Source organism: Pseudomonas sp. FSL R10-1339 (assembly GCF_009600545.1).
GTDB lineage: Bacteria > Pseudomonadota > Gammaproteobacteria > Pseudomonadales > Pseudomonadaceae > Aquipseudomonas > Aquipseudomonas bubulae.
The window spans coordinates 168358-190579 of the sequence record NZ_WIVQ01000001.1 but is presented as its reverse complement, the minus strand read 5'-3'; the positions used below and the strand labels follow the sequence as shown (position 1 = coordinate 190579).

19 protein-coding genes are annotated in these 22222 nt (G+C 59.2%); 11 read left to right on the top strand and 8 right to left on the bottom strand.

What is annotated here, in order from left to right:
• Position 1: 1 nt before the first annotated feature.
• A complete protein-coding gene (gene upp / locus GHO03_RS00960; RefSeq protein WP_095001117.1) occupies positions 2-640 on the bottom strand; it encodes a uracil phosphoribosyltransferase in 639 nt (212 codons plus the stop codon).
• Positions 641-804: 164 nt separating this feature from the next.
• Here upp and GHO03_RS00955 point away from each other — a divergent pair, with 164 nt between their 5' ends.
• Positions 805-1362 carry a hypoxanthine-guanine phosphoribosyltransferase gene (locus GHO03_RS00955; protein WP_095018249.1) on the top strand — a complete coding sequence of 186 codons (558 nt, stop codon included), beginning with the start codon at positions 805-807 and terminating at the stop codon, positions 1360-1362.
• 64 nt (positions 1363-1426) lie between these two features.
• Positions 1427-2368, top strand: a complete 942-nt coding sequence (locus GHO03_RS00950) for an AEC family transporter (protein WP_095023081.1) — start codon at positions 1427-1429, stop codon at positions 2366-2368.
• A gap of 2 nt (positions 2369-2370) precedes the next feature.
• On the opposite strand, the gene GHO03_RS00945 is transcribed toward GHO03_RS00950, so the two are convergent.
• From GHO03_RS00945 to gatC, 6 genes are all read right to left on the bottom strand, one after another.
• Positions 2371-3843: a PhoPQ-activated pathogenicity-related family protein gene (locus tag GHO03_RS00945; protein ID WP_153326367.1), complete on the bottom strand. Its 1473-nt coding sequence runs from the start codon at positions 3841-3843 to the stop codon at positions 2371-2373.
• Positions 3844-3981: 138 nt separating this feature from the next.
• On the bottom strand, positions 3982-5022 hold the full coding sequence (locus GHO03_RS00940; protein WP_169916777.1) for a calcium/sodium antiporter: 1041 nt from the start codon (positions 5020-5022) through the stop codon (positions 3982-3984).
• A gap of 47 nt (positions 5023-5069) precedes the next feature.
• Positions 5070-5441 carry a septal ring lytic transglycosylase RlpA family protein gene (locus tag GHO03_RS00935; RefSeq protein ID WP_095018247.1) on the bottom strand — a complete coding sequence of 124 codons (372 nt, stop codon included), beginning with the start codon at positions 5439-5441 and terminating at the stop codon, positions 5070-5072.
• A gap of 77 nt (positions 5442-5518) precedes the next feature.
• Positions 5519-6964, bottom strand: a complete 1446-nt coding sequence (gatB, locus tag GHO03_RS00930) for an Asp-tRNA(Asn)/Glu-tRNA(Gln) amidotransferase subunit GatB (RefSeq protein WP_095018246.1) — start codon at positions 6962-6964, stop codon at positions 5519-5521.
• 10 nt (positions 6965-6974) lie between these two features.
• Positions 6975-8426 carry an Asp-tRNA(Asn)/Glu-tRNA(Gln) amidotransferase subunit GatA gene (gene gatA, locus GHO03_RS00925; protein WP_095001123.1) on the bottom strand — a complete coding sequence of 484 codons (1452 nt, stop codon included), beginning with the start codon at positions 8424-8426 and terminating at the stop codon, positions 6975-6977.
• A 15-nt stretch (positions 8427-8441) separates the two neighbouring features.
• Entirely contained in the window at positions 8442-8729 is a 288-nt protein-coding gene (gene gatC, locus GHO03_RS00920; protein ID WP_016781778.1) for an Asp-tRNA(Asn)/Glu-tRNA(Gln) amidotransferase subunit GatC, read from the bottom strand.
• Positions 8730-8939: 210 nt separating this feature from the next.
• Between gatC and mreB the strand changes: the two genes are divergently transcribed.
• The 8 genes from mreB (at position 8940) to tldD (ending at position 20174) form a co-directional block, all read left to right on the top strand.
• On the top strand, positions 8940-9977 hold the full coding sequence (gene mreB / locus GHO03_RS00915) for a rod shape-determining protein MreB (RefSeq protein ID WP_002555108.1): 1038 nt from the start codon (positions 8940-8942) through the stop codon (positions 9975-9977).
• Between the two features lie 143 nt (positions 9978-10120).
• The gene (mreC, locus tag GHO03_RS00910; protein ID WP_095001124.1) at positions 10121-11191 is read left to right on the top strand and encodes a rod shape-determining protein MreC; all 1071 of its coding nucleotides are present in this window, start codon (positions 10121-10123) and stop codon (positions 11189-11191) included.
• Positions 11192-11680 (top strand): rod shape-determining protein MreD, encoded by a 489-nt coding sequence (mreD, locus tag GHO03_RS00905; RefSeq protein ID WP_095001125.1) that lies wholly within the window; start codon positions 11192-11194, stop codon positions 11678-11680.
• Positions 11681-11731: 51 nt separating this feature from the next.
• Complete coding sequence (locus tag GHO03_RS00900; protein WP_150629126.1) at positions 11732-12337, top strand: nucleoside triphosphate pyrophosphatase; 606 nt, start codon at positions 11732-11734, stop codon at positions 12335-12337.
• Positions 12338-12393: 56 nt separating this feature from the next.
• Positions 12394-13851 carry a ribonuclease G gene (gene rng / locus GHO03_RS00895; protein ID WP_095001127.1) on the top strand — a complete coding sequence of 486 codons (1458 nt, stop codon included), beginning with the start codon at positions 12394-12396 and terminating at the stop codon, positions 13849-13851.
• A gap of 75 nt (positions 13852-13926) precedes the next feature.
• On the top strand, positions 13927-17739 hold the full coding sequence (locus tag GHO03_RS00890) for a YhdP family protein (protein WP_095001128.1): 3813 nt from the start codon (positions 13927-13929) through the stop codon (positions 17737-17739).
• Positions 17740-17748: 9 nt separating this feature from the next.
• Complete coding sequence (locus GHO03_RS00885; protein ID WP_150629128.1) at positions 17749-18576, top strand: carbon-nitrogen hydrolase family protein; 828 nt, start codon at positions 17749-17751, stop codon at positions 18574-18576.
• A gap of 155 nt (positions 18577-18731) precedes the next feature.
• On the top strand, positions 18732-20174 hold the full coding sequence (gene tldD / locus GHO03_RS00880) for a metalloprotease TldD (RefSeq protein WP_016781785.1): 1443 nt from the start codon (positions 18732-18734) through the stop codon (positions 20172-20174).
• A 47-nt stretch (positions 20175-20221) separates the two neighbouring features.
• On the opposite strand, the gene yjgA is transcribed toward tldD, so the two are convergent.
• Positions 20222-20743 (bottom strand): ribosome biogenesis factor YjgA, encoded by a 522-nt coding sequence (gene yjgA, locus GHO03_RS00875; protein ID WP_016781786.1) that lies wholly within the window; start codon positions 20741-20743, stop codon positions 20222-20224.
• 107 nt (positions 20744-20850) lie between these two features.
• Between yjgA and pmbA the strand changes: the two genes are divergently transcribed.
• Positions 20851-22197, top strand: coding sequence for a metalloprotease PmbA (gene pmbA, locus GHO03_RS00870; RefSeq protein WP_095018242.1), 1347 nt, complete (start codon positions 20851-20853; stop codon positions 22195-22197).
• The last annotated feature ends 25 nt before the right edge of the window (positions 22198-22222 follow it).

Sequence of the window (22222 nt, the reverse complement as noted above, 5' to 3'; positions counted from 1 at the left end):
GTTAAATGTCCTTTTGCTTGGTGCCGAAGATCTTGTCGCCGGCATCACCCAAGCCCGGAATGATGTAGCCGTGTTCGTTCAAACGCTCATCAATGGAGGCGGTGTAGATGGTCACGTCCGGGTGAGCGGCTTCAACAGCTGCAATCCCTTCAGGCGCAGCAACCAGCACCATGGCGCGGATTTCCTTGCAGCCTGCTTTTTTCAGCAGATCAATGGTGGCAACCATCGAGGAACCGGTGGCCAGCATCGGGTCGATAATCATCGCCAGACGCTCGTTGATTTCCGGTACCAGTTTTTCCAGGTAAGTGTGGGCCTGGAGGGTTTCTTCATTGCGGGCAATGCCGACAGCACTGACCTTGGCGCCCGGGATCAGGCTAAGGACGCCTTCAAGCATGCCGATACCTGCACGCAGGATCGGGACGACGGTAATTTTCTTACCGGCGATTTTTTCAACTTGAACAGTGCCACACCAGCCGTCGATATCGTAGGTTTCGAGGGTCAGGTCACTGGTGGCTTCATAGGTCAGCAACGCGCCGACTTCCTGAGCGAGCTCGCGGAAATTCTTCGTGCTAATGTCAGCACGACGCATCAGGCCGAGTTTGTGACGGATTAGCGGATGGCGTATCTCACGGATAGGCATAGGGAAAAACTCCGGGGGCAGGCAAAAAAACCGGCCTAGATTAATCTAATCCGGGGTGATGTCCTACAGACATTACTGCACGTTAGTCCATAAATGCTTGATCTGAGCCAAGCGGATGCGTACCTTTGCCCGCTTTTCTTGCACAACACCCCCTGGAGAGCGTCATGTCTGCTGATCTCGAGCATATCCGTCAAATCATGCGAGAGGCTGACTGCCTGTACACCGAAGCTGAAGTCGAGGCAGCCATTGCCCGCGTTGGCGCGCAAATCACGGCTGAAATGGCCGAGACCAATCCAGTGGTATTTTGTGTGATGAACGGCGGCCTGATTTTTTCCGGCAAGCTGCTTACCCATCTGCAATTTCCGCTTGAAGCGTCGTATTTGCATGCGACACGCTATCGCAATGAAACCACGGGTGGTGACCTGTTCTGGAAAGCCAAGCCTGAAGTCTCGTTTATAGACCGTCATGTACTGATCATCGATGACATCCTCGATGAAGGTCACACCCTGAGCGCGATCGTTGATTTCTGCAAACACGCCGGTGCCCGTCAGGTGCATACCGCGGTATTGATCGACAAGGAACATGACCGCAAGGCGCGTCCTGACCTGAAGGCCGACTACACGGGCTTGCCTTGCATTGACCGTTACGTGTTTGGCTATGGTATGGACTACAAAGGCTACTGGCGTAATGCTGCCGGCATTTATGCCGTCAAAGGTATGTAATAAAGGTCGTTGAAGCTGACCCCTGGAAGGCTTCAACCTGTCCTGTCTTCACGAGAGCGCCGACATGCTGGCTATATTCCTTCAGACGCTCTCCATTACGGCTCCCGTGTTTGCCATGCTGTTTTTAGGCGTGGTGCTCAAGCGCGTGGGCTGGATCAATGACAACTTTATCCATACGGCGTCGGCATTGGTGTTTAACGTCACCATGCCGGCGTTGTTGTTTTTGGGTATTTTGCACGCAGACCTCAGGGCTGCCTTGCAGCCCAAGGTGCTGGCGTATTTTGTCGCGGCGACCCTGCTCAGCTTTGCCCTGGCGTGGGGCTGGTCAATCTGGCGCTGCCCGCGGGAAGATCGCGGCATCTACACCCAGGGCGCTTTTCGCGGTAATAACGGGGTTATCGGCCTGGCTCTGGCGGCCAGCATGTACGGCGACTACGGGATTTCACTGGGGGCAGTGCTCGCCGGCCTGGTGATCCTGCTCTACAACACCCTGTCGACCATCGTATTGGCGGTTTACAGCCCGGTCATCAAGTCCGATCCGTGGAGTATCTGCAAAAGTGTGGTCAAGAACCCGCTGATCATCAGTGTTCTGGCTGCAGTGCCCTTTGCGCTGTTCAAGATCAGCTTGCCTGGCTGGTTGCAGGCATCGGGTGAGTATCTGGCGGCGATGACCTTGCCGCTGGCGCTGATTTGCATCGGTGGCACGCTGTCATTGGCGAGCCTGCGCAAAAGTGGCGACATGGCGCTGAGCGCCAGCCTGGTGAAAATGGTCAGCATGCCGCTGCTGGCAACCCTCGGCGCCTGGATCTGCGGTTTTCGCGGGCCGGAACTGGGGATTTTGTTCCTGTACTTCGCCAGCCCTACGGCGGCTGCCAGTTATGTCATGGCGCGGGCAGCCAATGGTAATCACGAGCTGGCAGCAGCGATTATCGTGATCACCACCTTGATGGCGGCTATCACCACCAATATCGGGATTTTTGTGTTGCAGTGGGGCGGCTGGATTTAATCTCAGGCTGGATCGTTCAGGTTTCTGCATGCAGGCCCGATTTGTTTGGGTGTCCAGGTCGGATAGGTGTGCGGCAAAACCAGTACAGGCGTACTGATGACCAGGCCGTCGGCCATCGTGGCCTCTATGTAGTTGGCGCTCCAGCCCTCTTCGGGTGAGTTCAACTCAACGGTAAGCGTGTTGTTTTCGGTCATGACAATCGGGGTGGCTTCGTACCTGATACCGCAGGCCAGTCGGAAATCACGATCATTGAGATTGAACGCGCGCCATTGAACCAGTTTGGTGGGGCGTTCAGAAAACCCAAGGTGCATTTTTGAACTTGCCGATTCGGTTTTTTCGATGGTTGTTAGGGTCGGTAATGGACGTTTCTGTTGCAGTCGGTTGGTAAAAGCAATCAACGAACTCTCGATAAATGCCTTGATCCCGTAATGGTTTGCGTTGGGTGCGACACGGAGCATTTTTGTTCCAGGCAACGCGTCAAAATAAAACCGTGCGTTGTCCGGGAGAAAAAAGTCATCGCTGCTGGCATTCACGATGTACTTGGGGATTGTCATCCTGTCGGTTGATGATTTGACATAGAGCAGAGGGTCTTCTATCTGCATCAGTTTGTCGAAATCAGCCGTTTCTAACTGTTGCGTAATGCCTTCGTGGTGATAGGCATTGAAAGCAATCGGCCAGCTTTTACCATAAGCACCATAGGTGTGTTTCAGAACCGCTTTGGTGTTGAGAATATCGATAACAAAGGGGGCTATTGCGCTCACCCGCGAGTCTGTCAGCGCCGTCATCCATACCGCCCACCCCCGTTTGGACGCGCCGCTGGCAATAAAACGATCTATTTGCCATGGCTTGAGCTCCTGTTGGGCAAGGTCCATGGCTTTGACCAGTGTGAGCATCATGGGAATGTGCAGCGAAAGAAATGGCCTGGTCTCAGGGCTTTTTAGAAACAGAGACCAGCTATGGGCCACGCTGTCATCTTCGCGACGCGCCAGGTCATCATCGGCATAGGTCAGGTACTGATTCGGGATATTGCTGACAGAGACCACAATGGTTTGCGTTTGCCGGGCAATGCCGAGTGCCATTTCTTCGGCAAAGTCTGTTGAAGGTTGCAGGGGTTTGTCGGTTGCAGGGATATTGATCCCGTTATTGGCGATCAACAGTGCCTGGCTATTCAATGCAGCGTGCGGAATATAGATATCGACAGTGTGAACCCAGTCGGTCGGGCGAGCGAAGTCATGCCCTGTCCAGCGCTGGGACTGAAGCTCGAAGCGACGTCTTTCCACCCCGGGAAACAATGTTGAGCCGATGAACTTGTGCGTCAGCGCCTGATCAGCTTGAGCCTGTTTGTAGCAGCCCAATACTTTACTGAAATCTTGACCGTTGTTGATGAAGCAGGTCATCGCGGCATCCGATGCGTAACTGCAACCGCTTGTCAGCAAGGTGAGGGCGAGTAAAACGAGGGAGCGAAGTGAGTTCATGGCAGGCCCGTAAATACCAGAGGCGCATGTTATCGCGCGGCATCCTCCATGTTTACGGGAGTTATCTAAATACTTCAGCAGGATGTACCTGTCTTTGTTGTAGGTTTTGTTCCTGCATTAAGTGGTAATCACCACGCCTCAATGTTGTCGGCGCCATGCACGCAAAGTGCTGAACAGCAGAAACAGCAACAAAGCCGGCAGAATGTAAAACAGCATCAGATGCTCGAGCTTGCCTGCCAGCGGCATGCCGGTGGTGAATGACACTACGTGCAGGCCATACGCCAGATACAAGCCGAGAAACAGCAAGCCTTCCGCCCGTGTCACCCGATAGCCGCTATAGAACACCGGCAGGCACAGTGCTGCGACGCCCAGCATTACCGGCAGGTCGAAGGCCAGTGCATTGGGCGACACCGACAGTGGCGCGGGCGCCAGCAGGGCGGTGAGCCCCAATACGCCCAGCAGGTTAAACACGTTGCTGCCAATGACGTTGCCCACCGCAATTTCACGCTGGCCGCGAAATGCAGCAATCAGGGAAGTGGCCAGCTCGGGCAGTGAGGTACTCACGGCGATGATGGTCAGGCCGATGATGCGTTCGGACAGGCCCAGCTCTGACGCCACCTCGACGGCAGCGCCCAGCAGCAGGTGGCCGGCAAACCCGAGGAGGAGCAAGGCGCAGCCCATCTGCGTGAGTGTGCGTAGCCATGAAGCGTGAGGGGTGTCGCGGCCGGGGTGGTGGTGACCGCTGTGGCGGGATTGGTGCAGCAGCAAGAACAGGTACACCAGCAAGCCGACCAGCAACAGTGCGCCGTCCAGGCGGTCGAGTTGATGGTTCAGGGCCAGTGCAAACACCATGATGCTGGCGAGAATCATCAACGGGATGTCCAGGCGCACCAGCTGTCGCGACACCCGCAGTGGAATAATCAGCGCCGAAAGCCCGAGGGTGACGAGGATGTTAAAAATATTGCTGCCAATGACACTGCCCACGGCAATGTCCGCGGTGTCATTGAGCGCGGCCTGCAGGCTGACCGTCATCTGGGGGGCGCTGCTGCCCATTGCTACCACGGTCAAACCGACCAGAAGTGGCCGTACCTTCAATTTGCTCGCAATGTGCTCTGCGCAGCGCACCAACAGCTGCGCACCTGCAATCAACAGCACCAGGCCGCCGAACAGTTGCAGCACGCTCCACGCAGATAATGCGTTCAAGCCGAAAATAGTGACCCCCTCGCTTAGTCGCTCAAGCCCTGGACCCGGACTTTAGCCGTGCCACTGCGCAGCATATCCAACTGCCTGGCGGCCTGGCGTGAAAGATCGATCAAGCGGCTGCGCGTATGCGGGCCGCGGTCATTGATGCGTACCACGACGGATTTGTCGTTGCTCAAGTTGGTGACCAGTACCCGCGTCCCGAAAGGCAGGGCGGGATGGGCAGCGGTAAGGGCATTTTGGTCGAAAGGTTCACCGCTGGCGGTTCGCTTGCCGTGGTGGCGAGCGCCGTAATAGGAGGCAATGCCGGTTTTGTCATAGCCGCGGGGGTCTATGTCATGGCTGGCACAGCCGGCGAGCAAGCTGAGCAGGGCGCAGGCGCCGAGTAGCTGCTTCATGGGGGAATCCTTCTGTTGCGGGAAATAACCACAAAAATCTGTGGGAGCGGGCAAGCCCGCTCCCACAGTTGAGTGGCTTAGCCTTCGAGTTTGCTTTTCAGCAGCTCGTTGACCTGTTGCGGGTTAGCTTTGCCTTTGGACGCTTTCATCGCCTGGCCGACAAAGAAACCGAACATCTTGCCGCGCTTGGCTTCATCTGCCGCACGGTATTGCTCGACCTGCTCTGCGTTGGCCGCCAGCATTTCGTCCAGCACCTTTTCAATGGCGCCGCTGTCGGTGACTTGCTTGAGACCGCGCTTTTCGATGACCTCGTCAGCGCTGCCCTCGCCATTGGCCATTGCTTCAAGCACCACTTTGGCAATCTTGCCGGAGATGGTGTTGTCCTTGATGCGCTGCAGCATGCCGCCCAGCTGTTCGGCGCTTACCGGTGACTGGTCGATGTCCAGGCCTTGCTTGTTAAGCAGGCTGCCCAGCTCAACCATGACCCAGTTGGCCGCCAGCTTGGCGTCGCCGCTGATGCTCACGACTTTTTCGAAGTAGTCAGCTTGTTCGCGGCTCGAAGCCAAAACGCTGGCGTCGTAGGCCGACAGGCCGAACTGCGACTGGAAGCGCTCGCGCTTTTGCGGTGGCAGTTCTGGCAGGGTGGCGCGAACCTGTTCGATAAACGCATCTTCGATCACCACCGGCAGCAGGTCGGGATCGGGGAAGTAACGGTAGTCGTTGGCTTCCTCCTTGCTGCGCATGGCGCGGGTTTCGTCCTTGTTCGGGTCATACAGGCGGGTTTGCTGGATAACCTTGCCGCCGTCTTCGATCAGCTCGATCTGACGCTGGATTTCGCTGTTGATCGCCTTCTCGATAAAACGGAACGAGTTGACGTTCTTGATCTCGCAGCGGGTGCCGAACTCGGCCTGACCCACCGGGCGCACCGATACGTTGCAGTCGCAACGCAGCGAGCCTTCGGCCATGTTGCCGTCGCAGATACCCAGGTAACGTACCAGGGCGTGCATGGCTTTGACGTAGGCCACGGCCTCTTTGGCGCTGCGCATGTCCGGTTCGGAAACGATTTCCAGCAGCGGTGTGCCCGCGCGGTTCAGGTCGATGCCGGTGGAGCCGCTGAAGTCTTCGTGCAGGCTTTTGCCGGCGTCTTCTTCAAGGTGCGCGCGGGTAATGCCGACCCGCTTGACGGTGCCGTCTTCCAGAGTGATGTCCAGGTGACCCTTGCCGACGATCGGCAACTCCATCTGGCTGATCTGGTAGCCCTTGGGCAGGTCGGGGTAGAAATAGTTCTTGCGGGCAAACACGTTGTGCTGACCGATCTCGGCATCTACTGCCACGCCGAACATGACGGCCATGCGCACGGCCTCCTGGTTCAGTACCGGCAATACGCCGGGCATGCCCAGGTCTACCAGGCTGGCCTGGGTGTTCGGTTCTGCACCAAAGGTGGTGGCACTACCGGAGAAAATCTTCGATTGGGTGGCGAGCTGGGAGTGAATTTCCAGCCCGATCACAACTTCCCATTGCATATGTTTCTCCTCAGAAGCCGGCAGGTGAGCGCGTGTGCCAGTCAGTGTTCAACTGATACTGGTGGGCGACGTTGAGCAGGCGACCTTCCTGGAAATAAGGTGCAAGCAACTGCACGCCCACTGGCAAGCCATCGACAAAACCGGCTGGCATCGACAGGCCCGGCAGGCCCGCGAGGTTGGCGGTGATGGTGTAGACGTCTTCCAGGTAGGCGGAAACCGGGTCGCTGTTTTTAGCGCCGATTTTCCAGGCCGGGTTAGGCGTGGTCGGGCCGAGGATGATGTCGACTTCGTTGAATGCCGCCATGAAGTCGTTTTTGATCAGGCGACGGATTTTTTGCGCCTGCAGGTAGTAAGCGTCGTAGTAGCCCGCCGACAGGGCGTAGGCCCCCACCAGGATCCGGCGCTGTACTTCCGGGCCAAAGCCCTCGGCGCGCGAGCGCTTGTACAGGTCAGTGAGGTCCTTGGGGTTTTCGCAGCGATGGCCGAAGCGCACACCGTCAAAACGCGACAGGTTGGACGAGGCCTCGGCAGGTGCGATGACGTAGTACGCAGGAATCGCGTGCTGCATGTTCGGCAGGCTGATCGGCTTGATCACGGCGCCGAGTTTTTCCAGTTCCTTGATGCTGTTGTGGATCAGCTCGGCGATACGCGTGTCGAGGCCTTCGCTGAAGAACTCTTTAGGCACGCCGATACGCAGGCCTTTCAGCGAACCATTGAGGTTGGCGCTGAAGTCCGGTACGGGTTCGTCAATGCTGGTGGAGTCTTGCGGGTCGAAACCGGCCATGCCTTGCAGCAGGATGGCGCAGTCTTCGGCCGTGCGAGCCAGCGGGCCGGCCTGGTCGAGGCTGGAGGCGTAGGCGATCATGCCCCAGCGCGAAACGCGACCGTACGTCGGTTTCAGGCCTGTGAGGTTGGTCAGGGCTGCCGGCTGTCGGATTGATCCGCCAGTGTCGGTCCCCGTCGCGGCAGGCAACAGGCGGGCGGCAACGGCGGCGGCCGAACCACCCGACGAACCGCCGGGTACGTGGTCAAGGTTCCACGGGTTTTTGACCGCGCCGTAGTAGCTCGATTCGTTGGCCGAACCCATGGCGAACTCGTCCATGTTGGTCTTGCCCAGGCTTACGGCGCCGGCAGCGGCCAGCTTGGCTACCACTGTGGCGTCGTACGGTGCCTTGAAGTTGTCGAGCATCTTCGAGGCGCAGCTGGTGCGTACGCCCAGGGTGCAGAACAGGTCCTTGTGAGCGATCGGGGCGCCCAGCAGGGCACCGCTTTCACCGTTGGCGCGGCGTGCGTCAGCGGCCTTGGCCTGCTCCAGGGCAAGGTCTTCGGTGAGGGTGATAAAACTGTTGAGCTGAGGATCGAGCTGGGCGATACGCGCCAGCAGGGTCTTGGTCAGCTCTTCGGAAGAAAACTTTTTATCGGCGAGTCCGCGGGCGATCTCGGCCAGAGTCAATTGATGCATGCAGGCGCTTTCCCTTTACTCGATGACTTTCGGAACCAGATAGAGGCCGTTTTCGACCGCCGGTGCGATGGACTGATACGCCTCGCGATGATTGCTCTCAGTCACGACGTCTGCACGCAGGCGCTGGCTGGCTTCCAGTGGGTGGGCCAGAGGCTCGATACCGGTCGTGTCGACGGCCTGCATCTGATCAATCAGCCCCAAAATGCTGTTAAGGGCTTCGGTGGTGCGTGGAATATCGGCATCATTGAGGCCAAGACGGGCCAAATGTGCGATTTTTTCCACGTCGGAGCGGTCTAGCGCCATGGGATTCTCCAGTGGAAAACAGGACGGATGCTATCCGTGTGTTAGATTGTCGGAACACTACCGCATTTCTACGGTCATATGGCCGCGATTGTGGGTGTTGGTGCTCAGAAAAGCGCCCAATTTAACATATTGGCGCCTTGCCCAAAATCCCTGTCGTTGTTAGAGTTTGCCGCACTTTTTTACCCACGCGTTGCCTAGGGTCCCTTTCCCATGTTCAAGAAACTGCGTGGCATGTTTTCCAGCGATCTTTCCATCGACCTGGGCACTGCCAACACCCTTATTTACGTGCGCGAGCGCGGTATTGTCCTGAATGAGCCATCAGTTGTGGCTATTCGGACACACGGTAACCAGAAAAGTGTCGTTGCTGTCGGCACCGAGGCCAAGCGCATGCTTGGCCGTACACCGGGCAACATTGCTGCCATTCGTCCGATGAAGGACGGCGTTATCGCCGATTTCAGCGTTTGCGAAAAAATGCTGCAGTACTTCATCAACAAGGTGCATGAAAACAGTTTCCTGCAACCTAGCCCGCGAGTCTTGATTTGCGTGCCTTGCAAGTCGACTCAGGTAGAGCGTCGCGCCATTCGTGAATCGGCACTCGGTGCCGGTGCCCGTGAAGTGTTCCTGATCGAAGAACCAATGGCTGCGGCCATCGGTGCAGGCCTGCCGGTTGAAGAAGCTCGTGGCTCGATGGTTGTCGATATCGGTGGCGGTACCACTGAAATCGCGCTGATCTCCCTGAACGGTGTGGTTTACGCCGAATCCGTACGGGTAGGTGGCGACCGTTTCGACGAAGCAATCATCACCTATGTGCGCCGTAACTACGGCAGCCTGATCGGTGAATCGACTGCCGAGCGCATCAAGCAGGAAATCGGCACTGCCTACCCGGGTGGTGAAGTACGTGAAGTCGACGTACGCGGCCGTAACCTGGCAGAGGGCGTACCACGTGCCTTCACCCTGAACTCCAATGAAGTGCTCGAGGCTCTGCAAGAGTCGCTGGCAACCATCGTTCAGGCCGTGAAAAGCGCGCTGGAACAGTCTCCGCCAGAGCTGGCTTCGGACATCGCCGAGCGTGGCCTGGTACTGACCGGTGGTGGCGCCTTGCTGCGTGACCTCGACAAGTTGCTGGCTCAGGAAACCGGTCTGCCGGTGATTGTTGCCGAAGACCCGTTGACCTGTGTTGCGCGTGGCGGTGGCCGTGCGCTGGAAATGATGGATAAACACACGATGGACCTGCTCTCCAGCGAATAAGATCGCGTGGTGCAGCCCTTTCGTTATCATCAGAAGGTAGCACTTTGCAGTGCTGCCTTTTGGCGTTTATCTTCTGTCAATCTTCATCCAGGCCGCTTGAAGCCGTATGAATAAATTGAACACCTGCCCGGGAGGAGCGGCTTATTAAACCGCTCTTTTCCAAAGGCCCCTCATTGGGCGTGCGCTTTCTGGTGCTGGTCGTGCTATCGGTCGCGCTAATGGTAGTGGACGCTCGCTTTACGTTACTCAAGCCTGTGCGCAGCCAGATGTCCCTGGTACTGATGCAGTCCTACTGGATCACCGATCTGCCGCAGCGTTTGTGGCAGGGCGTGGCCAGTCAGTTCGGCAGCCGCACTGAGCTGGTGGCTGAAAACGAGAAACTCAAAACCGAAAACCTTCTGCTTCAGGGGCGCATGCAAAAGCTGGCGGCCTTGACCGAGCAGAACGTTCGCCTGCGCGAGTTGCTCAACTCTTCGGCGCTGGTCAACGAAAAGGTCGAAGTGGCCGAGCTGATCGGCATGGACCCCAACCCCTTCACTCATCGCATCATCATCAACAAGGGTGAACGTGACGGCGTTGTGCTGGGCCAGCCGGTACTCGATGCCCGCGGTCTGATGGGGCAGGTGGTTGAGTTGATGCCCTACACCTCGCGTGTCCTGTTGCTGACCGATACCACCCATAGCATTCCAGTGCAGGTCAACCGTAACGGGTTGCGGGCGATTGCCAGCGGTACGGGCAACCCCGAGAGCCTTGAACTGCGTCATGTTGCCGATACGGCGGATATCAAGGTGGGTGACCTGTTGGTCAGCTCGGGCCTGGGGCAGCGCTTCCCGGCCGGTTATCCGGTGGCAACGGTAAAGGAGGTGATTCACGATTCGGGTCAGCCCTTTGCCATTGTGCGGGCCGTGCCGACGGCAGCCCTGAATCGCAGCCGTTACCTGCTGCTGGTGTTCAGTGACAGCCGTACCCCTGAAGAGCGGGCCAACGATGCGGCCAAGGCTCAGCAGGCTGAACAAAACGGTGAACCGCCGCCGATCATTCCGGCGACGGTGCCCAAGCCGGTTGCGCCTGCAGCGGCCGTTATCCCGGCGGCTGTGGCTCCAGCTCCGGCGGCTGTTGCCGAGCCCAAGACCGTGAAAAAACCTGCGCCCGCTGCAACCCCTGCCGCCAAGCCGCCAGCCGCCGTGCCGGCCACTACCCGGGAGAGGCAATAAATGGCGAGTACCCGTTCGCGTAACGGCTGGATCATCTGGCTGACATTTGCCATTGGCCTGTTGCTCAGTATTTCACCCATGCCCCAGTTCATGGAAATCCTGCGCCCGCTCTGGCTGGCATTGCTACTGGCTTTCTGGGCCTTGTACATGCCGCACAAAGTGGGCATGGTCACCGCGTTTTGCCTGGGGTTGGCGGAGGATGTGCTGTATGGCACGTTGCTGGGGCAGAACGCCCTGACCCTGACCCTGATTACCTTTCTGGTGCTGTCCCTTCAGCAGCGCTTGCGGGTGTTCCCGATGTGGCAGCAATGCCTGGTGCTTCTGGTTGTGTTCGGCCTGGCGCAGCTTGCCCAACTGTGGCTCAGTGCGTTGACCGGCAATCGCCAGCCAACGCTGGCGCTGGTGTTGCCGGGTGTGGTCAGTGCCCTGCTGTGGCCCTGGGTCAGTTACGGGCTGCGCGGGCTGTGCAGACGCTTCAAAATTAATTAACCGGATACGAGCCATTTCCTGGTTTGTGCACCTCGACAGGGAGATGTCTTGATGACCTCGCTTTATCTGGCCTCTGGCTCACCGCGCCGACGCGAGTTGTTGACTCAGATCGGCGTGCCGTTTGAAACGGTCAGCGCAGCCATTGACGAAACTCCCCTCCCGAATGAATCCCCTGTGGCCTATGTCGAGCGCCTGGCGCGCGAAAAGGCCCAGGCCGGGCGCCAACAACTGCTGACGACCATGCCGGACGGTGCGTTTTGCGTACTGGGGGCTGACACGGCCGTGGTGCTCGATGAGCACATTCTCGGTAAACCGGTCGACGAGGCCGACGCCTTGGCTATGCTCATGGCGCTGTCTGGCCGGGAGCATGAGGTGTTGACCGCGATCGCGATTATTGACGCCGGGCGCTGTGAAACCCGAGTGGTACGCAGTCAGGTACGCTTTAGAAACATCAGCAAACAAGAAGCCAGCCTGTATTGGGCCAGCGGTGAACCCCTGGACAAAGCCGGTGGCTACGCCATTCAGGGCTTGGCTGCGGTGTTTGTGGCGGGCCTGAATGGCAGTTATTCCGCCGTCGTGGGCCTGCCTGTGTGCGAAACCGCAGAACTGCTCGGGCATTTCGGCATACCCTGTTGGCAAAACCTTACCGTGCGCTGAATACGGCACCTACGAGACGTGGCACTACTGTGATGACGCCTGAACGAGACCCAGCCATGAGTGAAGAGATCCTGATCAACATCACGCCGATGGAATCGCGCGTGGCAGTGGTAGAGAACGGTGTTCTGCAAGAGGTGCATGTCGAACGTACCCAGCGCCGGGGCATTGTCGGTAATATCTACAAAGGCAAGATTGTCAGGGTTTTGCCCGGCATGCAGGCTGCCTTTGTGGATATCGGTCTGGATCGTGCTGCTTTTATTCATGCCTCCGAAATTTCCCTGCGTGAAGGCCAGGCCGTTGAAAGCATCGGTACGCTTGTGCATGAAGGCCAGAGCCTGGTGGTGCAAGTCACCAAAGACCCGATAGGTTCAAAAGGTGCGCGCCTGACGACTCAACTGTCGATACCCTCGCGCTACCTGGTGTATATGCCGCGCACTGCCCATGTCGGCATTTCGCTGAAGATCGAAGACGAAGCCGAGCGCGAACGCCTTAAACAGGTGGTCAGTGATTGCGTGGCCCAGGAAGGCATCAAGGAAGCCGGCGGGTTTATCCTGCGTACGGCGGCCGAAGGTGCCGGGGCGGATGAGATCCTGATGGATATTCGCTACCTGCGTCGTTTGTGGGACCAGATCGGTGCCCAGATCAAGACGGTTGGCGCGCCGACGGTGATCTACGAAGACCTGGGCCTGGCGCTGCGTACATTGCGTGATCTGGTCAGCCCTAAGATCGAGAAAATTCGCATCGATTCGCGGGAAACCTTTCAGAGGACCACGCAATTTGTTGCCGAACTGATGCCGGAAATCGCCGACCGCCTTGAGCACTACCCGGGCGAACGGCCGATTTTCGATTTGTACGGCGTTGAAGACGAAATCCAGAAGGCCCTGGACCGCAAGGTACCGCTCAAGTCCGGCGGTTATCTGGTGGTCGACCCGGCTGAGGCCATGACCACCATCGACGTCAACACCGGCGCGTTTGTGGGGCATCGCAACCTTGAGGAAACCATCTTCAAGACCAACCTCGAAGCGGCTACCGCGATTGCCCGGCAACTGCGCCTGCGCAACCTGGGCGGGATCATCATCATCGACTTTATCGACATGGAAGATGAAGAGCACCAGCGCCAGGTGATACGCACCCTGGAAAAACAGCTGGAGCGTGATCACGCCAAGACCAACATCATCGGCATTACCGAGTTGGGTCTGGTGCAGATGACCCGCAAACGTACGCGCGAGAGCCTGGAGCAAGTGTTGTGCGAGCCGTGCGTGTGCTGCCAGGGCCGGGGAAAGTTGAAAACCCCCGAAACCATCTGCTATGAAATCTTCCGTGAGATCCTGCGAGAGGCCCGGGCTTATCAAGCGACCGGCTATCGTGTGCTGGCCAACCAGAAAGTGGTGGATCGTTTGCTGGACGAAGAGTCAGGCAATGTCGCGGAGCTGGAAGGGTTTATCGGTCGCACGATTCGTTTTCAGGTCGAAACCATGTACTCCCAGGAACAATACGACGTGGTGCTGCTCTGAAGTATCTAGCGTCACATAGCGTCGAAAAGGGGCTGAAACCGGCCCCTACGATCATTATTTAAGGGGCCACCTGACATGGAGCGTCTGACACGCTTTTTTGCCGCGCTGACCCGTTGGGGGCTGGGCGCGTGCGCTCTGGTTTTGGTCCTGACGGCGTTGTACGTCAGTATCGGCCGTGAATTGACCCCCCTGATCGCCGAATACCGCGTTGAAGTGCAGAGCAAAGCCCGCGAAGCGCTGGGCATGCCATTGACCATTGGCAGCCTGGAAGGAAGCTGGAGCGGCATGGCGCCGGTATTGAAGGCCCACGACGTCATGGTCGGTGAGGGCAACAGCGCCCTGCGTCTGGATGAAGTGCAGGTGGTGCCCGATGTGTGGGCCAGCCTGTTGAACCGTGATATCCGTATTGGTCACGTGCAACTCAATGGTCTGCAACTGAGCTTGCGCCAGGATGAACACGGCCACTGGGCACTCGAAGGGCTGCCGGTGCAGGATGACCAGCCGCTTGACCCTGAGCAGTTGCTCAACCAGCTGCAACGTGTGGCGCGGTTGTCGGTGCTCGACAGCCAGGTGACCCTGGAACCCTACAAACAATCCCCGCTGACCCTGACTTATGTCGGGCTGACGCTGGACGTCGGCGCGTCGGACCAGCGTCTTGATGCGCGGCTGACCTTGCCCGATGGCCAGCCCGTGGCGCTGAGCCTCAGCACACAGGTTCAGGCCAGCCACTGGCGTGACGGTGCGGCCCAGGCCTATGTGAGCCTGCCGCAAAGTGATTGGGCCAAGTGGCTGCCGGCCACGCTGATCGCACCGTGGAAAGTCTCCGAGCTCAAGGCTGGAGGCGAGTTCTGGTTCAACTGGAGCCAGGGCTCGGTACAGAGCGCGGTGGCGCGCCTGAATGCGACCCGGTTCAGTGGTGCCTATGCCGATCGCAAACCCGAGACCATCGAGAACCTGGCGCTGCATGCCTGGGCTGAGCGCGGCAAACAGGGTTTCAGGGTGGTGCTCGACTCACTGGCCATGAACCTGGGCAAGACCCGTTGGGAAACCCGTCTGCAACTGCAGCAGTTCGCGGCCACCGACAAGGAGCAGGAGCGTTGGCACCTGCAGGCCGACCGCCTGGACCTGACCCCGATCACGCCGCTGATGGACTCACTGGCCCCCGTGCCGGAAGCCGTCGCCAAAGTCATCGATCAACTGAGCGTTACCGGCACCTTGCGCAATGTGCTGGCTGATTATCGACCAGCAGCCACGGACGATCAAAAAATCAGCTTTGCGGCCAATCTGGAGCAGGTCGGCTTCAATGCCACCCACGGCGCTCCGGCGGCGCGCAATGTCAGTGGCCTGATCAGCGGCGACCTGGGCAAGGGCGAACTGCGCCTGGACAGCAAAGACTTCATGCTGCACCTCGACCCGATCTTCGCCAAGCCCTGGCAATACCTGCAAGCCAATGCCCTGCTGACCTGGACCCTGAACAAGGACAGCTTCACCCTGATTGCGCCCTACATCAAAGTGCTGGGGGAAGAGGGCAATATCGCGGCCGACTTTTTGATCCGCATTCACCTTGACCATTCCCAGGAAGATTACATGGACCTGCGGGTGGGCCTGACAGATGGCGACGGCCGTTTTACCCCCAAGTACCTGCCTGAAGTACTGAGTCCGGCGCTTTCGGAATGGCTGAGCACGGCGATTATCAAAGGCGCAGTCGAAGAGGGTTTTTTCCAGTATCAAGGTTCGCTGAGCCATGACGCCGTTGCGGCGGCGCGCAATATCAGCCTGTTTTTCAAGGTGCATGGCGCAGAACTGGCGTTCCAGCCTGGCTGGCCCCATGTGCGTAACGTGTCGGGCGATGTGTTTATTGAAGACAGCGGTGTGCGGATCATGGCCAGCAAAGGTCAGCTACTCGACACCCGTGTGCGTAACGTGGCTGTCAGCATCCCGCATGTGCCTGCCGGCAAGGTCAGCCATCTGTTTCTGGATGGCGACTTTGAGGGCGGGCTGGGGGACGGTCTGAAAATTCTTCAGGAAGCACCGATAGGTACCGCAGAAACGTTCGCTGGCTGGCAGGGTGAAGGTTCGCTCAAGGGCCGTGTTGATCTGGACATCCCGCTGGAACAGGGCGTGGAGCCGAAAATCCTGGTGGACTTCAATGTCGACAAGGCGCGCCTGAAAATCAGCGAACCCGAGCTTGAACTGACCCAGCTCAAGGGTGACCTGCGCTTTGACAGTGCCAAGGGTCTGAGCGGCAAGGGCATCAGCGCCCGGGCGTTCGATCGCCCGATCACCGCGCAGATCTTTGCCGACGGCAAGCCTGGCCGCATCAGCACCCGGGTGGTGGCCAGCGGTCAGGTGGGGGTGAAAAAACTCACGGACTGGCTCAAGTTCAACCAACCGATCCCGGTAAGCGGTGACTTGCCCTATCAGTTGCAACTGACCCTGGACGGTGCCGACAGCCAGTTGCGCGTCAGCTCCAGCCTCAAGGGCGCGGTGGTGGATTTGCCGGCACCCTTCGGGCTGGCGGCCAATGAAAGCCGCAACAGCGTGTTTCGCATGACTCTGCAAGGGGCCGAGCGGCGGTACTGGTTTGACTACGGCGACCTGGTCAACCTGACCTTTGCTGCCCCCAATGGCAAGTTTGAAGACGGGCGTGGCGAGTTGTTCCTGGGCGATGGCAAACCCGTTTTGCCCACGACCAAGGGCCTGCGCATTCGCGGCGTGCTGTCGGAGCTGGACGTCGCCCCCTGGCAGGCGCTGGTCGAACGATATGCCGGCAATGACCCCGGCGGCAGCGCCAAGCAACTGCTCAGCAGTGCGGACTTTAAAGTCGGCAAGTTGATTGCCTTCGGCACCCAATTGGATCAGGTGCGCCTGGTCATGAAGCGCGTCGCCGCCTCCTGGGCGCTGCAAATCGACAGCAAGCAGGCCATCGGCGCCGTGACCCTGCCGGATGCGAACAACGCACCGATTGTGGTCAACATGCAGACCATTCGCCTGCCTGCGCCTGATCCCAAGACGGTGGCAGACGAGAATGCCCCCGACCCGCTGGCTGCGGTCGACCCGCGCAAAATACCGGCCCTGGACATCATTATTCGCCAGCTCTACCAGGGGGCGGACCTGCTTGGTGCCTGGTCACTCAACATTCGACCCAACAGCCGTGGCATCAGCCTTACCAGTCTCAATCTGGGGCTCAAGGGCATGCTGCTTGAAGGTTCGGGCGGCTGGGAAGGCGTGGCGGGTAACAGCAAAAGCTGGTACCAGGGGCGCCTGGGTGGCGGCAACCTGGCCACGGTGCTGAAGAACTGGGGCTTTGCCCCCAGCGTCACCAGCGACAACTTTCATGTGGACATCGATGGCAACTGGCCCGGTTCGCCAGCGTGGATTGGCCTCAAGCGTTTCTCCGGCACACTGGACGCCTCGCTCAACAAGGGGCAGTTTGTGGAAGTCGACGGCAGCGCCCAGGTGCTGCGCATTTTTGGCTTGCTCAACTTCAACGCCATTGGCCGTCGTCTGCGCCTGGACTTCTCCGACCTGTTCGGCAAGGGCCTGAGCTATGACCGGGTCAAGGGCGTGCTCAATGCCCGCAGCGGCGTGTACAGCACAGGCAAGCCGATCCTGATGACCGGGCCGTCCACCAATCTGGAACTTAACGGTACATTGAACATGGTCACCGACCGGGTCGACGCCAAGCTGCTGGTGACCTTGCCCGTGACCAATAACCTGCCCCTTGCAGCGCTGTTGGTGGGCGGGCCGGCAGCGGGCGGGGCGATGTTCCTGCTCAACAAGCTGATCGGTGACCAGGTGTCGCGCTTCGCCAGCGTGCAATACAGCATCCAGGGCCCGTGGAACGATCCGAAAATCACCTTCGACAAGCCTTTCGAGAAACACTAGGAGCGCAGCATGACCCTGGCAGTGATTCAAATGGTCAGCCAGAGCGATGTCCTGGCCAATCTGGCCCAGGCGCGCCGGCTGCTGGAGGAGGCTGCCCAAGGCGGTGCGCAACTGGCCGTGTTGCCCGAGAACTTTGCCGCGATGGGCCGTCGCGATACTGCCGCCATCGGCCGCGCCGAGGCCTTGGGCGAGGGCCCGATCCTGCCCTGGTTGAAACAGACCGCCCGCGACCTCAAGTTATGGGTAGTGGCTGGTACTTTGCCTCTGCCGCCCGAGGGGCAGCCTGAAGCCAAGGTCAATGCTTGTTCATTGCTGATCAACGCCGAGGGCGAGCAAGCGGCCCGTTACGACAAATTGCACTTGTTTGACGTGGATGTGTCTGACAACCGTGGCCGCTACCGTGAGTCTGATGACTATGCTCATGGAGGGCGTGTGGTCGTGGCGGATACCCCGGTCGGCAAGCTGGGCCTGAGCGTATGTTATGACCTGCGCTTCCCGGAGCTGTACAGTGAGCTGCGCACTGCGGGCGCTGAACTGATTACCGCGCCCTCGGCCTTTACCGCTGTCACGGGTGCGGCCCATTGGGAGATACTGATACGCGCCCGCGCCATTGAAACCCAGTGCTATATCCTTGCAGCGGCCCAGGGCGGCGTGCATCCGGGCCCGCGAGAAACCTGGGGGCATGCAGCTATTATCGATCCCTGGGGGCGGGTGCTGGCCGAGCAGGCGCAGGGCGAGGGAGTGTTGCTGGCCCGCCGCGATGCGCTTGAGCAGGCGGATATCAGGGCGCGCATGCCGGTGGTGAGCCATCGGCGGTTCAACGCCCATCTAATTTAAGTGGGAGCGGGCTTGCTCGCGATGCAGGCGACAGGGTGTAACCGTTGCCCCGCATCGATGCCATCGCGAGCAAGCCCGCTCCCACAGAACAGATTTTTCAGGCCCGAGGGTTCAGCACTCAAAGATGCTGAAGCAGGGGCCAAGACGGAGTGATTATGAGCGAGTTGTTGACCTCAGTCAGCGAACACCTGTTGGCACCCGGAGGTGTCACCATCGAAAGCCTGCAAAGCGTATTGGGCGACCTGGCCGGGCCGGGTATCGACGCGGCAGACCTGTATTTCCAGGGCCAGATTTCCGAATCCTGGGCGCTGGAAGACGGCATCGTCAAAGAAGGCAGCTTTAACCTCGACCAGGGTGTAGGTGTTCGCGCCCAGTCTGGCGAGAAGACCGGCTTTGCCTACAGCAATGCCATTACCCTGGACGCATTGGGTCAGGCCGCCCGCGCCGCCCGTTCGATCTCCCGTGCCGGGCAAAACGGCACGGTACAGGCGTTCACCACCCAGGACGTGGCCCAGCTGTATGGCCCGGACAACCCGCTGGAAGTCATCAGCCGCGCAGAAAAGGTCGAGCTGCTCAAGCGTGTCGATGCCGCCACCCGCGCCCTCGATCCGCGTATCCAGCAAGTCACCGTGAGCATGGCCGGGGTCTGGGAGCGGATTCTGGTGGCCTCCACCGATGGCGGGCTGGCGGCAGATATCCGGCCGCTGGTGCGTTTCAACGTCAGCGTCATCGTTGAGCAGAATGGCCGTCGCGAGCGCGGCGGTCATGGTGGTGGCGGGCGTACCGACTACCGCTATTTCCTCACTGACGATCGTGCCATGGGTTACGCCCGTGAAGCGTTGCGCCAGGCCCTGGTCAACCTCGAAGCGGTACCGGCTCCGGCAGGCACCATGCCGGTGGTTCTGGGCTCGGGTTGGTCCGGCGTACTGTTGCATGAAGCGGTGGGTCACGGTCTGGAAGGGGACTTCAACCGCAAGGGCAGTTCTGCCTACAGCGGACGCATGGGCGAAATGGTTGCTTCCAAACTGTGCACCATCGTCGATGACGGTACCCTGGCGGGCCGCCGTGGCTCGCTGAGCGTGGATGACGAAGGCACCCCGACCGAGTGCACCACCCTGATTGAAAACGGCGTGCTCAAGGGCTATATGCAGGACAAGCTCAATGCCCGTCTGATGGGCGTGGCGCGCACCGGCAACGGCCGTCGCGAATCCTATGCGCACTTGCCGATGCCGCGCATGACCAACACCTACATGCTGGGCGGCGAAAGCGATCCTGCCGAAATCATCGCTTCGGTGAAAAAGGGCATCTACTGCGCCAATCTGGGTGGTGGTCAGGTCGATATCACCAGCGGCAAGTTTGTGTTCTCCACCAGCGAAGCCTATCTGATTGAAGACGGCAAAATCACTCGCCCAGTCAAAGGCGCGACCCTGATTGGCAACGGGCCGGAAGCAATGAGCAAGGTGTCGATGGTCGGTAACGATCTGTCGCTGGACAGCGGCGTAGGCACGTGTGGCAAGGATGGGCAGTCGGTGCCGGTAGGTGTCGGCCAGCCAACCCTGAAGATTGACGCGATCACTGTAGGCGGTACGGGCGGTTGAGGGGAGGTCCCGTGAAGGTTGCCAGGCAACCTTCACGGGTACGAGGCTTAACGCAGACCGCGTTGAGTCTCGTCCAACCCACGGATGTACTTGAACAATTTGCGGCTTGAAGCCGGTGCCTTGTTATGAGCCAGCTCGTGTTTGGCCTGACGTATCACCGAACGCATTTGCTGGCGGTCGGCTTCAGGGAACTCGGCAACAAACTTTTCCAGTACAGCGTCATCACCCTCGATCAGGCGATCACGCCAGCGCTCGAGGTTGTGAAAACGTTCGTTGTACTGGCGAGAAGAGGCATCGACTTGATCGATCAAGGCAAGAATTTCGTCAAGCGGTTGATCGCGCATCAGTTTGCCGATGAACATCATATGGCGCTTGCGCGCAATATGAGCCGTGTGTTTTGGAGCATCTGCCAAAGCCTTACGCATAGCGTCAGTCAGGGGCATTTTGTTCAGCAAGTCAGGCTTGAGTGTCGTGAGACGCTCGCCCAGATCAACCAGAGCATGAAGCTCGCGTTTGACCTGCGATTTGCTTTTTTCGCCGTCGAAGGCGTCGTCGTAAGAATCAACCATGGTGGCAGTCCGCAAAGAAACGCCGCCATGATAACCAGTCGGGGGCCGCTTGTCCGGCCCGGTCGCTCGGCGGCCCTGCCGAAAACAGAATTTGAGTGGAGAAAACCATGAGTGCAGTTCAAAGCGTCGGCCCGCAGGCCTTGCCGGCACTGCAGGAACAGGTCGAGCAAATCATCGCCGAAGCCAGGCGCCAGGGTGCCAGCGCCTGTGAAGTCGCCGTGTCGCTGGAGCAGGGGTTGTCGACCTCGGTACGTCAGCGCGAAGTTGAAACCGTAGAGTTCAACCGTGACCAGGGTTTTGGCATCACCCTCTATGTAGGCCAGCGCAAAGGCTCGGCCAGCACCTCGGCCACCGGCCCGGATGCCATCCGCGAAACCGTCGCCGCCGCCCTGGCGATTGCCAAACACACCTCGGAAGACGAAAGCTCGGGTTTGGCCGATGCCAGCCTGATGGCTCGTGAACTGAAAGACTTTGATGTGTTCCACACCTGGGACATCACCCCCGAGCAGGCCATTGAAAAGGCCCTGGCCTGCGAAGCCGCTGCATTTGAGGCCGACAGCCGGATCAAAAATGCCGATGGCACCACCCTCAGCACCCATCAGGGCTGCCGCGTGTACGGCAATAGCCATGGTTTTATCGGCGGCTCGGCTTCGACCCGTCACAGCCTCAGCTGCGTAATGATTGCCGAAGGCGACGGCCAGATGCAGCGTGACTACTGGTATGACGTCAATTGCCAGGGCGAGTTGTTGATGGACGCCGTGAGCATTGGCCAGCGCGCCGCCGAGCGCGCTGCCCGGCGACTGGGCTCGCGCCCGGTACCGACGTGCGAGGTGCCGGTGCTGTTCTCGGCCGAACTGGCTGGCGGCCTGTTTGGCAGTTTCCTGGGGGCAATCTCGGGTGGCAACCTGTACCGTAAATCGTCGTTCCTGCTCGATGCAATGGGGCAGCAGATTTTCCCTGAATGGTTGACCCTGGATGAGCGCCCGCACCTGATGCGCGCCATGGGCAGCTCGTCGTTCGACAATGATGGCCTGGCCACTTACGCCAAACCGTTTATCAAGGACGGCGAGTTGGTTTCGTACATCCTGAGCACTTACTCGGGGCGCAAACTGGGCATGCCGAGCACTGCCAACGCCGGCGGCGTGCATAACCTCTTTGTGACACACGGTGATGAAGACCAGGCAGCCTTGATTCGCAAAATGGGGCGTGGTCTGTTTGTCACCGAGTTAATGGGCAGCGGCCTGAACATGGTCACCGGTGACTATTCCCGTGGCGCGGCGGGTTTCTGGGTCGAGAATGGCGAAATCCAGTTCCCGGTGCAGGAAGTGACCATCGCCGGCAATATGCGCGATATGTTTAAACAGATCGTGGCCGTGGGCAACGATCTGGAGCTGCGCAGCAACATCCGCACCGGTTCGGTGCTGATTGAACGCATGATGGTGGCGGGCAGCTAAGACTGGCCGGTTCCATGCCAAGGCG